Source organism: Nonomuraea sp. NPDC050153 (assembly GCF_044460125.1).
Classification (GTDB): domain Bacteria; phylum Actinomycetota; class Actinomycetes; order Streptosporangiales; family Streptosporangiaceae; genus Nonomuraea.
In genome coordinates this window covers 51,065-64,767 of the sequence record NZ_JBITJQ010000011.1, presented here as the reverse complement: position 1 = coordinate 64,767, position 13,703 = coordinate 51,065, and the positions used below count along the sequence as shown (strand labels likewise).

At 71.7% G+C, this 13,703-nt stretch carries 12 protein-coding genes; 1 reads left to right on the top strand and 11 read right to left on the bottom strand.

Annotated features, from left to right (window positions below):
* Positions 1 to 134 precede the first annotated feature (134 nt).
* From ACIBQ1_RS26590 to ACIBQ1_RS26565, 6 genes are read right to left on the bottom strand one after another with little or no spacing between them, the layout of a single operon-like run.
* Positions 135 to 1,001, bottom strand: a complete 867-nt coding sequence (locus ACIBQ1_RS26590) for a sugar phosphate isomerase/epimerase family protein (RefSeq protein WP_397281611.1) — start codon at positions 999 to 1,001, stop codon at positions 135 to 137.
* Positions 998 to 1,789, bottom strand: coding sequence for an ATP-binding cassette domain-containing protein (locus ACIBQ1_RS26585; RefSeq protein ID WP_397281610.1), 792 nt, complete (start codon positions 1,787 to 1,789; stop codon positions 998 to 1,000). The genes ACIBQ1_RS26590 and ACIBQ1_RS26585 overlap by 4 nt, the downstream gene beginning before the upstream one ends.
* Before the next feature lie 2 nt (positions 1,790 to 1,791).
* Positions 1,792 to 2,844 (bottom strand): ABC transporter permease, encoded by a 1,053-nt coding sequence (locus ACIBQ1_RS26580; protein WP_397281608.1) that lies wholly within the window; start codon positions 2,842 to 2,844, stop codon positions 1,792 to 1,794.
* A 24-nt stretch (positions 2,845 to 2,868) separates the two neighbouring features.
* Positions 2,869 to 3,945, bottom strand: a complete 1,077-nt coding sequence (locus ACIBQ1_RS26575) for a substrate-binding domain-containing protein (RefSeq protein WP_397281606.1) — start codon at positions 3,943 to 3,945, stop codon at positions 2,869 to 2,871.
* A gap of 23 nt (positions 3,946 to 3,968) precedes the next feature.
* Positions 3,969 to 4,961 (bottom strand): sugar phosphate isomerase/epimerase family protein, encoded by a 993-nt coding sequence (locus ACIBQ1_RS26570; protein WP_397281604.1) that lies wholly within the window; start codon positions 4,959 to 4,961, stop codon positions 3,969 to 3,971.
* A 15-nt stretch (positions 4,962 to 4,976) separates the two neighbouring features.
* Positions 4,977 to 6,188, bottom strand: a complete 1,212-nt coding sequence (locus ACIBQ1_RS26565) for a Gfo/Idh/MocA family protein (RefSeq protein WP_397281602.1) — start codon at positions 6,186 to 6,188, stop codon at positions 4,977 to 4,979.
* Positions 6,189 to 6,339: 151 nt separating this feature from the next.
* Here ACIBQ1_RS26565 and ACIBQ1_RS26560 point away from each other — a divergent pair, with 151 nt between their 5' ends.
* Positions 6,340 to 7,362: a LacI family DNA-binding transcriptional regulator gene (locus ACIBQ1_RS26560; protein WP_397281600.1), complete on the top strand. Its 1,023-nt coding sequence runs from the start codon at positions 6,340 to 6,342 to the stop codon at positions 7,360 to 7,362.
* A 60-nt stretch (positions 7,363 to 7,422) separates the two neighbouring features.
* Here ACIBQ1_RS26560 and ACIBQ1_RS26555 read toward each other — a convergent pair whose 3' ends face one another.
* From ACIBQ1_RS26555 to iolC, 5 genes are read right to left on the bottom strand one after another with little or no spacing between them, the layout of a single operon-like run.
* Entirely contained in the window at positions 7,423 to 8,916 is a 1,494-nt protein-coding gene (locus tag ACIBQ1_RS26555) for a CoA-acylating methylmalonate-semialdehyde dehydrogenase (RefSeq protein WP_397281599.1), read from the bottom strand.
* A complete protein-coding gene (gene iolD, locus ACIBQ1_RS26550) occupies positions 8,913 to 10,913 on the bottom strand; it encodes a 3D-(3,5/4)-trihydroxycyclohexane-1,2-dione acylhydrolase (decyclizing) (RefSeq protein ID WP_397281597.1) in 2,001 nt (666 codons plus the stop codon). The genes ACIBQ1_RS26555 and iolD overlap by 4 nt, the downstream gene beginning before the upstream one ends.
* Positions 10,910 to 11,818 (bottom strand): 5-deoxy-glucuronate isomerase, encoded by a 909-nt coding sequence (gene iolB / locus ACIBQ1_RS26545; RefSeq protein ID WP_397281595.1) that lies wholly within the window; start codon positions 11,816 to 11,818, stop codon positions 10,910 to 10,912. Before iolB ends, iolD begins: the two co-directional genes overlap by 4 nt.
* On the bottom strand, positions 11,815 to 12,720 hold the full coding sequence (locus ACIBQ1_RS26540) for a class I fructose-bisphosphate aldolase (RefSeq protein WP_397281593.1): 906 nt from the start codon (positions 12,718 to 12,720) through the stop codon (positions 11,815 to 11,817). The genes iolB and ACIBQ1_RS26540 overlap by 4 nt, the downstream gene beginning before the upstream one ends.
* Positions 12,717 to 13,688 carry a 5-dehydro-2-deoxygluconokinase gene (iolC, locus tag ACIBQ1_RS26535; RefSeq protein WP_397281591.1) on the bottom strand — a complete coding sequence of 324 codons (972 nt, stop codon included), beginning with the start codon at positions 13,686 to 13,688 and terminating at the stop codon, positions 12,717 to 12,719. The genes ACIBQ1_RS26540 and iolC overlap by 4 nt, the downstream gene beginning before the upstream one ends.
* Between the last annotated feature and the right edge of the window lie 15 nt (positions 13,689 to 13,703).

Here is a 13,703-nt window from a genome sequence, read left to right as displayed (position 1 = left end):
CGCGCGTCACGTCGACCGCCCCGCTCGTGGGGGCGGCTGGATGAAGGGCCAGGGCGACGACTCCCGGCGGGCGTCGACCGGCACCGCGATGAGCGCCGGCCGCGTGGCGCGGCCGGCGCTCTCGTCTCACCCCGTCACCAGGAGCCGACGTACTTGGCGATGGTCTCGCGCATGAAGGTCGCCGACTCGCGCGCGCGCTCCTCCCAGGCGAACACGCACGAGGTCATGACGTTGTCCGCGCCGTCCGCGAACCCGAGCCGGTTCAGGGTCGCGAAGAAGGCGTCCCAGTCGACCTCCCCCTGCCCGATGTCCAGGTGCTGGTGCACCCGGGCCGTGGAGCCCGGCGGGTTGACGATGTAGCGCAGCCCGGACGAGGCGGTGTGGTCGAAGGCGTCGGCCAGGTGCAGGTGGGTCATGAGCGGCCCGGCGTACTCCATGATCTCGACCATGTCGCCGCCCATGTGGAAGGTGTGCGGGGCGCAGTACAGGAACGACACGAGCGGGGAGTTGATCCCGCGGACCATGTCGGCGGCGACCTTGCCGTCCTCGACGAAGTCGTCCGGATGCGGTTCGAGGCGCAGCCGCACGCCCTCGCGCTCGAAGATCGGCAGCAGCTCCTCCATCGACCTCCAGAACTTCGCCTCCGACAGGCTCGCCTGGTCGGGACGGCCGTTGAACTCGCTGTTCATCACGTCGCAGCCGAGGTCGACGGTGATCTGGATGGCCCGCTTCCAGTACCGGACGGCCGCCTCGCGCTCGTCCTCGTCGGGGCCCGACCAGCGGTAGAGGGGCAGGTTGGAGGCGACCTTCACGCCGGCGCCGTCGAGGGCGTTCTTGAACGCCCTGACCTTCGCGTCGTCCGCCCGCGGGTGCAGGAAGAACGGCATGAAGTCCTCGCGCGGCGACAGCTCGATGTACTCGTAGCCGAGATCGGCCACGACGCCGGGCAGCTCCAGCAGCGGCACGGACCGCAGCATGTAGGGGTCGAGGGCGATCTTCATGCTGACGCCTCCAGCTCCGCGAGTTCCGCCTCCAGGTCCGCCATCGCCTCGCCGCCGGCCATCAGGTCCGTGATCTGCTCGCGCGTACGTTCGCCCTTGCCGAAGTCGTCGGCCTTGCGACCGTGGATCAGGACCGCGAAGTGGTCGCCGACCATCATGGCGTGCAGCACGTTGTGGGTGACGAAGATGACCGCGACGCCCTTGGCGCGGGCCTGCATGATGATGCGCAGGACGTGGGTGGCCTCCTTGACGCCGAGCGCGGCGGTCGGCTCGTCGAGGATGAGGATGTTCGCGCCGAAGTAGACGGCACGGGCGATGGCCAGCGCCTGGCGCTCGCCGCCGGACAGGCTGCCGACGAGACGTCTGCCGTCGGTCACCCGCGTGATGCCGAGCGACTGCATCTCCCGGACGGCGATCTCACCGGCCAGGCCCTTGTCGAAGCGCTTGAAGGGGCCCCAGCCCTTGGTGGGCTCGACGCCGACCCAGAACGAGCGGCCGACGCTCATGAGCGGGAAGGTGCCGCCGAACTGGTGGACGGTGGCGATCCCGTGCGCGCCGGCGTCGCGCGGGCTTCTGAAGTCGACGGACTGGCCGTTCACCTCGATGGTGCCGCTCGTGGGGGCGTGGAACCCGGAGAGGATCTTGATCAGGGTGGACTTGCCGGCGCCGTTGTCGCCGAGCAGGCACAGCACCTTTCCCGCGTGCACCTCCAGGGAGATGTCCTGCAACGCGTCGGTGCCGACGAACGACTTGCCCACGTCTGTGAGGCGCAGGAGCGGCTCGGTCATGATCAGCCCTTCTTCCCGGTGCGCGGCGCGTACGACAGCGCCAACCGGCGGAACGTGTTGTTCATGAGGACGGCGGCCAGGATGAGGACGCCGAGGATGAACGACGCCCAGTCGGAGTTCCACCCCGTGTAGTAGATGCCCTGGTTGACGATCGCGAAGGTGAGCGTGCCGAAGACGACGCCGACGACGGACCCGTAGCCGCCGGTCAGCAGGACGCCCCCGACGACGACCGCGATGATGGAGTTGAAGACGAAGGATTGGCCGTTGGCGACCTGGGCGCCGTTGTAGAGGATGGTCTGGATCACGCCCACCAGGGCCGCGCCGAAGCCGCTCCCGACGTACAGGGCGATCTTGAGCCGGTCGGTGGGGATGCCGGCCGCGCGGGCGCTCACCTTGTCGCCGCCCACCGCCATGATCCAGTTGCCGTACCTGGTCATCTGGAGCATCCATCCGACGCCGAGCGCGACCAGGATCCACCAGAGGACCGCCACCTCGAACTGGCCCGCGATGAGGGTGCCGAAGACCGCCTTGGACGCCGGGTCCGGGTTGATGGCGACGCTGGTCGTGCCGGTGATCACGCGGGAGAGGCCGAGGGTGAGCCCGGCCATCCCGAACAGGGTCGCCAGGGTGACGACGAACGACGGCACGTTGGTCCGCGTCACGATGAGCCCGTTGAGCAGGCCCGCCGTCACGCCGACGCCGAGGGCGAGCACGATGCCGAGGATCATCGGGGCGCCCCAGTGCCCGGAGACGATGGCCAGGGTCATCGAGCTTGCCGCCAGCACGGAGCCGACCGACAGGTCGAGCTCGCCGGCGATCATGAGCAGGCCGACCGGGACGGCGATGATGCCGAGCTCGGCGGCGACGTTCAGCCAGGCCGCGGTGCCGGCGGGAGCGAGGAAGTTGACGCCGCCGAAGACGGCGAAGAAGACGAAGACCCCCAAGGTTCCGATGAGGGCGCCGGCCTCCGGCCGGTAGGTCAGATTGCGCAGGGAAGGTCCCGACGACGTCGCCGCCGCTGCGGTGCGGGCCGTGCCGGAGATCTGGACGGTCATTGCTCGTACCACCTCAAGTGGGTATCAGCGGACACCGGCCTTGACACCGGAGATCGCGGCGTCGACGTTGCCGGCGTTGACGATGGCGGGCCCGGTCATCAGCGTGTTCTGCGCGACGCGGAGCCCGTAGGCGTTGTAGGCGTAGGCCTGCGACACGGCGAGGTAGCCCTGGAGGTAGGGCTGCTGGTCGATGCAGAAGAGCTGCTTGCCGGCCTTGATGCGGTCGAGCTGGGCCTGGTTCATGTCGAACGTGCCGAGCTTGATCTTCGCGCCGCCGCCGGCCTGGTCGATGGCTGCGGCCGCGCTGTCGGCGTCCACGGTGCTGATGGTGATCACGCCGTCGATGGCGGAGTCCTTGAGCAGGGCCGACTTGATCGCCTGGGTCACGGCCGTCGGGTTGCCGAAGTTGGAGGAGGGCAGCGGCACCTGGGTGGACTTGCCCCCGCCGCCGCTCATGCCCTCGGCGACGCCCTTGCACCGGGCTTCGGTGTTCACGGCGCCGGGGAGGGTGTTGACGCACAGGACGTTCTTGGCGCCGTTCTTGGCGAAGAACTCGCCGCCGGCCTTGCCCGCCTGCTGCTCTTCCGAGCCGGTGTACGTGAGCGCGCCGACGTTCGCGGCCTGCTCGGCGCCTCCGGCGTTGAACAGGAAGACCGGCACGCCGCCGCCGGAGGCGGTCTTGAAGGCGTCGTTCTGGGCCTCGGGGACCCAGTCGGCGCCGACGATGGCGGTGGCGCCCTGGCTCTTCGCGCTGAGGATGAGCTTGGCCGCGTCGGGGCCGAGGTTGTCGTAGTTCTGCGGGCCGAGCCACGTCACCTTGCCGCCGCCGGCCTGGACGACCTTGGCCGCGTCGTCCACGCCGCGCTTGACCGCGGACCAGAACGGGTCGTCGGACTTGCCGCCGACGACGAAGATGGACACCTTCCCGCCGCCGGACCCGGCGGTGTTCGCGGCGGCGCTGGAGGCGCCCGCGCTGGGCTGGGTCGCGGTGCCGCCGGTGGCCTTGCCGCTGGCGCAGGCGGCCAGGGAGGCGGCGGCCAGGAGACCGATCGCCGTCAGTGCGAGGCGGCCGGGACGCCGCCGGGGTCGTGTGCCTTCCATTTCTGCGGTACTCCTTCGACGTTCTAGCGGCCCGCGGCTTCGAGAAGGGTCCTGGCCGCGGTGGCCAGGCCCGCAAGCTGGTCGAGTTCCTGGTCTTCGTGCTCGATGTTCACGGCCATGTCGGCGTCCACCTTCTCCAGCGCGCGCAGGAAGGCGGCCCACCAGGTGACGTCGTGGCCGCGGCCGACGGCGACGAAGTCCCAGGAGGAGTTCCGCGGCCAGCGAGACAGCGTGTACGGCCCGCCAAGGCCGACGGCCCCTGGCTCGTCCGGGTGGACCCGGCCGAAGCGGTCGTCGAGCACGCCGTTCACCCGCGCCGCCGGGTTGATCCGGGTGTCCTTGGCCGCGGCGTTGTAGACCAGCGAGCCGAGGTGGCCGATCGCCTCCACGGGGTCGATGCCCTGCCAGAACAGGTGGCTGGGGTCCATCTCGGCGCCGACGTGGGTCGCGTCGACCTCCTCGACGAGCCGCTCCAGCGTCGCCGGGTTGTAGACGACGTTGTGCGGGTGCATCTCGATCGCGACCTTGACGTCGAAGTGGGCGGCGCGTTCCTGGACCGTCTTCCAGAACGGGATCGCGACCTCGTTCCACTGGTAGTCCCGGACGTCGAGATAGGCGCTGTCCCAGGGCAGAACGTTCCATGCCGGGTTGGTCCCGGTGGCGCTGGCGGCCGGCGTGCCCGACATGGCGACGACGCGCTTGACGCCCAGGAGGGCGGCCAGTTCGAGGGAGCGCAGGAGGTCGGCGGAGTGCTTCTCCCGCACCACGGCGTTCGGGTGCAGGGGGTTGCCGTTGCAGTTGAGCGCGGTGAGCGTGATCCCCTGCTCGGCGAAGAGCCCGAGGTAGTCCTGGCGGGCCTGCTCGCCGGCGAGGATGTCGTCGATCGGGAGGTGGGGCTCGGGGATGAACCCGCCGGAGTTGATCTCCGCGCTGTCCAGGCCCATCCCCTTGAGAACGGCCAGGGCCTCGGTGAGCGGCTTGTCGTGCAGGCAGGCGGTGTAGGCGCCGAGTTTCATGGGTTCGCTTTCTGATCAGGGGGTGTGCGAGGGGACCTTGACTTCGGCGCCGCCGTTGAGCGCCGACTCGGTGATGGCGGACAGGAGCCGGAGGTTGTGCAGCCCGTGCTCGAACGAGGGCACCCGGGGCAGCCGGTCGAGCCCGGCCACCTGCTCCAGGAACGCCCGGGCCTGGAAGACGAACAGGTCGTTCTGGCCGTATCCGACCCCGGGGAAGTCCATGGGCAGGCCGCCGGTGAGGTAGGGGTGAGCCGGGCCGACGGGCACCTGCCGGTAGCCCTTCGTGGGGCCGTCCACGGCGCGGTCCATGTAGCCGAACTCGCCCGGCCGCAGCAGGTCGAACGTGGCCGCGGCGTTCTCGGCGAACAGCTCGAAGCCGAGGGAGTTGGCCAGGCCGAGCGCGACGCGGGAGGCGGACATGGTCGCGGTGGCGCCCGATTCGAAGGTCGCGGTGAAGGTGACGAGGTCCTCGTTCTCGACCGGCTCGCGCTGGTCGCTCAGCTCCGCCGCGGCGTGCCCGACCGCGGCGCCCAGCGGCAGCGCCCGCTCGGTGACGAACGTCGACAGGACCGTCCCGCGCACGGACCGGATCGGGCCGCACAGGAACTCGGCCAGGTCCACGAGGTGGCTGCCGATGTCGGCGAGCGCGCCCGAACCGGGGCCGCCCTTGTACCGCCAGCTCATCGGGCCCGAGGCGTCGGCGCCGTAGTCGCACCAGTAGTGGCCGTTGAAGTGGATCGGCCGGCCCGTCGCCCCCTCCTCGACGAGCCGCCTGACCGCCCCGATCGCGGGCGAACGGCGGAAGGTGAAGCCGACCCCCGCCTGCAGCTCCGGCCTGGCCCGGGCCGCGGCGACCATGGCCTCGGCCTCCTCGACGGCCGGCGCGAAGGGCTTCTCGCACAGGACGTGCTTGCCCGCCGCCAGGAGCCCTTCGACGATCTCCCGGTGCAGGTGGTTGGCGACCACCACGCTCACGACGTCGATGTCCGGAGCTTCGGCGACGGCCTGCCAGGACGTCTCCGCCCGCGCGTAGCCGAACCGGCGCGCGGTCTCCCCCGCGAAGTGCTCGTTCACGTCGGCGATAGCCACCAGCCGCACGTCCGGCAGGCCCGGGTCGTACGTCGTCGTGGCGCTGCGATATCCGGCGGCGTGCGATCTCCCGGCCATTCCGGCACCGATGACGGCAACACCGATGTGGTCGTTGAACATGCCGGCTCCCTCGATCATGGGCGTAACTGAATAGGGGCGTCCGCCTCGCGTAAACCGCCCTCTCGACCGGTTTGGAAACCGGTTTAAGTGAATGCGCCGAGCATGCGACTTATTACAGGCATATGTCAAGGGTTTGTGCTGACAAACCCTTCGGCATTATCGTGCTCGCATGGCCGACCAGACCGCTCCGGAACCGCCCCGGCCAGGGCGCAACCGGCCCACGATCCTCGATGTAGCCGCCGCCGCGGGCGTGTCCAAAGGGCTGGTCTCGAAGGTGCTCAACGGCTCGGTGGGGCCGAGCGCCGCCACGACCGAGCGCGTCCTGGCCGTCGCCGAGCGCCTGGGATATCGCAGGGACAGGACCGCCACGCTGCTCGCCAAGAGGCGGACGCGGCTCATCGGCGTGACCATTCTCCCCAGCAACGTCTACCACGGGGAGCTCGCCGAGGAGATCCAGTCGATGGTCGACGCGGCGGGCTACGAGACCGTCCTGGGGGCCATGACCGCCACCCACGACGAGCGGCGCGCGATCGAGACGCTGATCGACTTCCGGTGCGAGGCGCTCCTGCTGCTGGGGCCGACGATGCCGGAGGACGAGCTGGCCTCCCTGGTCCGGGGCATCCCGACGGTCTGCGTGGGGCGCCCGCTCGACCTGCCGGACGTGGACGTGGTCCGCGCCGACGACGAGCGGGGCATCGCCGACGTGGTCGATCACCTGGTCGCGCTCGGCCACCGGCGCATCGCGCACGTCGACGGCGGTCCGGGGCACATCGCCGCCTTCCGGCGCCGCGCCTACGAGGCGGCCGCGCGGCGCCACGGGATCGAGCCCGTCGTCCTGCCCGGAGGGCTCACCGAGCGCAGCGGGGCGCAGGCGCTGGAGCACCTCGATCCCGGCGCGGGCGTCACCGCCATCGTCGCCTTCAACGACCGCACGGCTCTGGGGCTGATCGAGGCGCTGGAAAGCGCGGGCGTAGGCGTGCCGGCGGACATGTCGGTGGCCGGCTTCGACGACAGCCTCATGGCCCGCCATCCGCGCATGGCTCTGACGACCGTGAGCCAGCTCCCGCTGGAGCAGGCCCGGCTCGCCGTCCAGGCGGCCATAGACCGGCTGGACGGACCGGACCGGGACCGCCGGGAAATAGTGCTTCCCACGCGCCTGGTCGTCCGCGGCAGCACCGGCGTCGCCGGATAATGCCGCGGTTATGGGAATTCCGGCCGAGAATATGATCTCGGCTAATTGATCGCGGTGGTGTCAGTCGTTCTGCGGGAAACCGAGATTGAGCCCGCCGTGCGACGGGTCGAGCCAGCGGGAGGTGACGACCTTGCCGCGGGTGAAGAAGTGCACGCCTTCGGTGCCGTGCGCGTGGGTGTCCCCGAACAGGCTGTTCTTCCAGCCGCCGAAGGAGTAGTACGACACCGGCACCGGGATCGGCACGTTGATGCCCACCATGCCGACCTCCACCTCGTTCTGGAAGCGCCGCGCCGCACCGCCGTCGTTGGTGAAGATGGCCGTGCCGTTGCCGTACGGGTTGGCGTTGATGAGGCCGAGGCCCTCGTCGTAGGAGCGCACGCGGACGACGGACAGCACGGGGCCGAAGATCTCGTCGCGGTAGATGGACATGTCGGGCGTGACGCCGTCGAACAGGGTGGGCCCGAGCCAGAAGCCGTCCTCCCCGCCGTCGAAGTCCCCCTCGCGGCCGTCCACGACGAGCCGCGCGCCCGCGGCGACCCCCTCCTCGACGTACCCGGCGACCTTGTCACGGTGCTGGCCGGTGACCAGCGGGCCCATGTCGCAGCCGCGGGTGCCGTCGCCGGTGCGCAGCTTGCGCATCCGATCGGTGATCTTCTCGACGAGCTCGTCGGCGATGGTGTCGACCGCGACGAGCGCCGAGATCGCCATGCAGCGCTCGCCGGCCGAGCCGAAGCCGGCGTTGACGGCGGCGTCGGCCGCCAGGTCGAGATCGGCGTCGGGCAGCACGAGCATGTGGTTCTTGGCGCCGCCGAGGGCCTGCACCCGCTTGCCGTGCGCGGTGCCGGTCTCGTGGACGTAGCGGGCGATCGGGGTGGAGCCGACGAACGAGACGGCCTTCACGTCGGGGTGGGTGAGCAGGGCGTCCACGGCCTCCTTGTCGCCGTGCACGACGTTCATGACCCCGTCGGGCAGCCCCGCCTCGGTCCACAGCCGGGCCACGGCGACGGCCGCCGAGGGGTCCTTCTCGCTGGGCTTGAGTATCACCGAGTTGCCGCAGGCGATGGCGACCGGGACGAACCACAGCGGCACCATCGCAGGGAAGTTGAACGGCGAGATCACGGCCACGACGCCGAGCGGCTGCCGGATGGAGTAGACGTCGACCCGGGTCGAGACGTTCTCGCTGAACCCGCCCTTGAGCAGGTGCGGGATGCCGCACGCGAACTCGGCGACCTCCAGCCCCCGGGTGACCTCGCCGAGCGCGTCGTCGAGAACCTTGCCGTGCTCGGCGGTGATCAGCTCGGCGATCTCGTGCTTGCGCGCGTGCAGCAGCTCGCGGAAGGCGAACAGCACCTGGGCACGCTTGGCCAGAGAGGCGCCGGCCCAGCCCGACCAGGCCGCCTTGGCCGTGGCCACGGCCTGGCCGACGAGCTCGGTCGAGGCGAGGTCGACGCGGCCGCTGAGGGCGCCGGTCGCGGGGTTGTACACGTCCCCGGCGCGCCCGGCGGGGCCCTCCCAGGAACGGCCGCCGATGAGGTGGGTGATACGGGTGGTCAACGTGCCGGTCCTTCCGGGTCGCGAGATGCCGGGGCCACATGGGGGCGTTGCGCGGCCTTGTGCGTCGTGTACCGCTCGTAGGCGCGGCGGGTGGAGTCGAGTTCGCTGACCTGGCTGACGGGGACGTCCCACCAGGACCCGCTGTCCGGGGCGTGCACCGCCGGGTCGGTCTCGACGTGGATGACGACGGGCCCGCCGTCGGCCGGAGCGGCCTTGGCGTCCTTGATCGCCTGTTCGAGCTCCTGCGGGTCGCGTACCTCGATGACGGTGGCGCCGAAGCTGCGGGCGCTGGCGGCCAGGTCGACCGGCAGCCGGTCACCGTCGAGGCGGCCGGTGGCCTGGTCGCGGAAGCGGTAGCCGGTGCCGAAACGCTGGGAGCCGAGCTCCTCCGACAACGAGCCGATGGAGTGGAAACCGTGGTTCTGCACCAGGACAACGATGATCTTGACGCGTTCCTGCACCGCCGTGACCAGCTCGGCCGGCATCATCAGGTACGAGCCGTCGCCCACCATGACGAACACGTCCCGGCTCGGGTCCGCCAGCCGGACGCCGATGCCGCCCGGGATCTCGTAGCCCATGCAGGAGTAGCCGTACTCGACGTGGTAGCCCTTGCGGTCGCGGACCCGCCACAGTTTGTGCAGGTCACCGGGCATGGATCCGGCCGCGCACACCACCACGTCCCGCGGGTCGGACAGCTCGTTGACGCGGCCGAGCACGGTGCCCTGGGTGAGCACGCCGTCGGCGAGGGCCTGGGTGACCTCCGCCGGCGGGTGGTAGACGGCCTCCACCCGCGCGTCCCACTCCCTCCAGAGCGCGGACTGCCGCTCGCGGTAGGACGGCTCCACCTGGTATCCCTCCAGCGCCGCCGTGAGCGCGGTCAGCGCCTGCCGGGCGTCGGCCACGACCTGCAGGCCCGCGAGCTTGCCGGCGTCGAGGCGGGCGACGTTGACGTTGACGAAGCGCACGTCGGGGTTCTGGAAGGCGGTGCGCGAGGCGGTGGTGAAGTCGCTGTAGCGGGTGCCGACCCCGATGACCAGGTCGGCCTCCCCGGCCAGGGCGTTGGCGGCGGTGGTGCCGGTCGAGCCGACCGCGCCCATCGCCTGCGGGTGGCCGTGCGGCAGCGCCCCCTTGCCGGCCTGGGTCTCGCCGACCGGGATGCCGGTCGCCTCGCAGAAGGCCCGCAGGGCGTCCTCGGCGCCGGAGTAGTGCACGCCGCCGCCCGCCACGACGAACGGCCGCCGGGCCGCGGAGATCAGCGCCGCGGCGTCGGCGACGTCGGCGGCCTCCGGCAGGGGCCGGCCCACCCGCCAGACCCGCCGCTCGAACAGCTCCAGCGGCCAGTCGTACGCCTCGGCCTGCACGTCCTGGGGCAGCGCGATCGTCACCGCGCCGGTCTCGACCGGGTCGGTCAGCACGCGCATGCCGTTCAGCAGCGCCGCGGGCAGCTGCTCCGGCCGGTTGACCCGGTCGAAGAAGCGCGACAGCGGGCGGAAGGCGTCGTTGACGGTCACGTCCGCCGCGTACGGCACCTCCAGCTCCTGCAGCACCGGCCCGGCCACGCGCGTGGCGAAGGTGCCCGACGGCAGCAGCAGCACCGGGATCCGGTTGACCGTGGCCAGCGCGGCCCCGGTGAGCATGTTGGTCGAGCCGGGGCCCACGGACGCCGTGCACGCCCAGGTCTGGAGGCGGTCCTCGTGGCGCGCGTAGGCCACGGCCATGTGCACCATCGCCTGCTCGTTGCGGGCCAGCACGTACGGCAGCCGCTCCGGCCCGCCGGCCAGCTCGTCCTGCAGCAGCGCCTGCCCGAGCCCGGCGACGTTGCCGTGCCCGAAGATCCCGAGGCACCCGGCGAACAACCGCCGGCGATCCCCGTCGCGCTCGGTCCACTGCGCGGCCAGGAAACGCACGACGGCCTGCCCCACCGTCAACCGCACGGTGCCAGATGTCGCCGAGTCCGCGACAGTATTCGATGTCGCCGAGTCCGCGACGGCCTTCATCGGGATCCTCCCATCGGCAGCCGGGGATCGACGTCCTGACCGGCCCAGGTTTGGCGTACCCAGCCGTGGGCGGGGTCGTCGCAGATCAGCCAGGCGCGGGTGGCGCCGGGGCCGGCCATCACGTTGAGGTAGTACAGGTCGTAACCGGGCGGGGCCATCGCGGGACCGTGCCAGCCGTGCGGCACGAGGACGACGTCCCCGGTGCGGACCTCGGCGAACACGTCGATGGGCCGCTCGGCGGTGCCGTAGACGCGCTGGTAGGCGACCGCGTCCGCGCCTCCGGGGGCGCCCGGCTCGGCGCGTACCTCGAAGTAGTAGATCTCTTCGAGCTCGGTCTCCGCCCCGTCCCGCTCCTCGTCGTGCTTGTGCGGCGGATAGGAGCTCCAGTTGCCCGCGGGCGTGATCACCTCGCAGGCGATGATCGAGTCGGCGTCGAGCACCTGCGGGACGCCGAAGTTGCGCACCTCGCGCGAGGCCATGCCGGCCCCGCGCAGCTCGACGGGCACCTCGGCCGCGGCCACGTGCCGGAACGGCAGCGGCTGCGCGGCCTTCGCCCCGCACAGGGCGATCTTCGCCGGGCGGTCCCCTGCCTCGATCGTCAGGCGGGAGCCCTTCCCCACGTACGCGACGTCGGTGGGCCCGGCGAACACGCTCTCCCGCCCGGCGAGCCGGGCCTCGTGCCGCCGCCCCTCGTGGTCGGCGACCGCGAGGTCCGCGCCGCCCGCCAGGGGCACCACGATGACCTCGCTGTCCCCGGTGTCCAGCTCCACCTGCGCGTACGGCTCCAGCGTGGCCACCCGCAGGCTCGTGTGCTCCCACCCGGGGACGGCGTCGGTGATCGACACCTGGAAGGCGCCGTCGGCGGTCGTGCCGTAGGTCCGGACCCAGCGTGCGTTGTCGTTCATGATCCCTCTCCGTGTACGAGTGCGGCGGCGATGTCGACCGCGGCGGCCACGTCGCCGTCCGGCGGAAACAGCAGCGCCCTGCCGACGACCAGCCCGCGCACGGCGGGCAGGTCCAGCGCCCGCCGCCAGCCGGCGTAGGTCTCGTCCGGATGGCCGGTGGGGTCGCCGCCCAGCAGCAGGGTCGGCATCGTCGTGGCCTCCATGACGCGTTCCAGGTCGTCGACCACGGGCAGCTTCAGCCAGGTGTGCCGGCTGGTGGCGCCCAGCCCGGCGGCGATGTGGACGGAGGTGATGGCCGAGTCGGGATCGAGCAGGTTCTGCACCCGCCCGTCCGCCCCCCGGACCGACAGGAACGGCTCCACCATCGCCATGACGCCGTGCCCCGCCAGCTCGGTGACCACCCGGCCGCAGGCCTCCAGCGTGGCGACCGTGCCGGGGTCGTCCAGGCAGATGCGGGTGAGCATCTTGCCGCCGTCCAGGCCGCGGGCGGCGATCTCGCTCGCGGTGTAGGCGGTGAAGCGGTCGTCCAGCTCGAAGACGGCGCCCTGCAGGCCGCCCCGGTTCATCGAGCCGATCGCGACCTTGTCCTCCAGCGCCCCCATCAGCAGCAGGTCGTCCAGGATGTCGGGGGTGCCGAGCACGCCGTCCACGCCGGGGCGCGACAGCGCGAGGGCCAGGCGTTCCAGCAGGTTGCCGCGCGAGGCCATGGCCTGGCGGTCGCCGCGGGCGCCGAGCGCGCCGCGGGCCGGGTGGTCGGCGGCCACGATCAGCAGCCTGCCGTCGGCGCCCACCAGGTCGCGCCGCCGGCGGGCGGCCCACCCGTCGGCGATCCGCCGCGGCTCGCGTACCCGGATCTCGGTCAGATCGCCGATGCCGGGACGGCGCGGCGCCTGGGTCGTCATCGTTCTTCCTCCCCGTTCTGCGGCAGGGCGCCGCTCAGCCCCGCCTCGACTTCGGCCTCCGTCGGCATCGCGTCGGCGCATTCGAGCCGGCCGGCGACGATGGCGCCGGCCACGTTCGCGAAGCGCAGGATACGGGTCAGCGCCCAGCCGCTCAGCAGGCCGTGCACGAGCGCGCCTCCGAAGGCGTCGCCGGCGCCGAGCCCGTTCACCACCGCGACGGGGAAGGGCGGCACCTCGACACGCTCGTCCGCGGTCGCCGCGAGCACCCCCTTGGGGCCCTGCTTCACGATCGCGAGCTCCACGCCCCGCTCCAGCAGGGCGTCCGCGGCCCGCTGCGGATCGCTCTCGCCGACCGCGACCTCGCACTCCTCCCGGTTCCCAACCGCCACCGTGACCTGCTCCAGCGCCTTGCCGATCTGCGCGCCCGCCTCACCGGCGTCCGGCCAGAACATCGGCCGGTAGTCCAGGTCGAGGACGGTGTGCGCGCGCCGGCCGCGGGCCTGCCACGCGGCGAAGTGCGCCGAGCGCGACGGCTCCTGCGACAGCCCCGTGACGGTGGCCCAGAACACCCCCGCCTCGCGCACCGCCTCCAGCGGGACCTCGTCCGGCTCGATCATCAGGTCGGGGGCGGTCGGATACCGGTAGAAGTACAGCGGGAAATGGTCCGGAGGGAAGATCTCGCAGAACGTCACCGGTGTCGGCGGGCCGTCCACCTCCCCGGCGAAGGCATCGTCCACGCCGAAGCCGCGCAGCGCCCGGCGCACGAAGCGGCCGAACGGGTCGCGGCCGGTCCGCGTGATGATCGCGGCCCGGCGGCCGTACCGGGCCGCGGCCACCGTCACGTTGGTCGCGCTGCCGCCCAGGAACTTGCCGAACCGCTCCACGTCCTCAAGGCCGACGCCGTGGTCGAGCGGGTAGATGTCCACCCCGCACCGGCCCATGGCCACCAGGTCGTATGACCGCGTCATCGCGCACGCCCCCGC

Coding starts and splice junctions, on each gene's coding strand:
- iolB (WP_397281595.1), bottom strand. CDS start 11,818: ATGAACGACAACGCACGCTGGGTCCGGACCTACGGCACGACCGCCGAC.
- ACIBQ1_RS26580 (WP_397281608.1), bottom strand. CDS start 2,844: ATGACCGTCCAGATCTCCGGCACGGCCCGCACCGCAGCGGCGGCGACG.
- ACIBQ1_RS26585 (WP_397281610.1), bottom strand. CDS start 1,789: ATGACCGAGCCGCTCCTGCGCCTCACAGACGTGGGCAAGTCGTTCGTC.
- iolC (WP_397281591.1), bottom strand. CDS start 13,688: ATGACGCGGTCATACGACCTGGTGGCCATGGGCCGGTGCGGGGTGGAC.
- ACIBQ1_RS26565 (WP_397281602.1), bottom strand. CDS start 6,188: ATGATCGAGGGAGCCGGCATGTTCAACGACCACATCGGTGTTGCCGTC.
- ACIBQ1_RS26575 (WP_397281606.1), bottom strand. CDS start 3,945: ATGGAAGGCACACGACCCCGGCGGCGTCCCGGCCGCCTCGCACTGACG.
- ACIBQ1_RS26590 (WP_397281611.1), bottom strand. CDS start 1,001: ATGAAGATCGCCCTCGACCCCTACATGCTGCGGTCCGTGCCGCTGCTG.
- ACIBQ1_RS26560 (WP_397281600.1), top strand. CDS start 6,340: ATGGCCGACCAGACCGCTCCGGAACCGCCCCGGCCAGGGCGCAACCGG.
- ACIBQ1_RS26570 (WP_397281604.1), bottom strand. CDS start 4,961: ATGAAACTCGGCGCCTACACCGCCTGCCTGCACGACAAGCCGCTCACC.
- iolD (WP_397281597.1), bottom strand. CDS start 10,913: ATGAAGGCCGTCGCGGACTCGGCGACATCGAATACTGTCGCGGACTCG.
- ACIBQ1_RS26540 (WP_397281593.1), bottom strand. CDS start 12,720: ATGACGACCCAGGCGCCGCGCCGTCCCGGCATCGGCGATCTGACCGAG.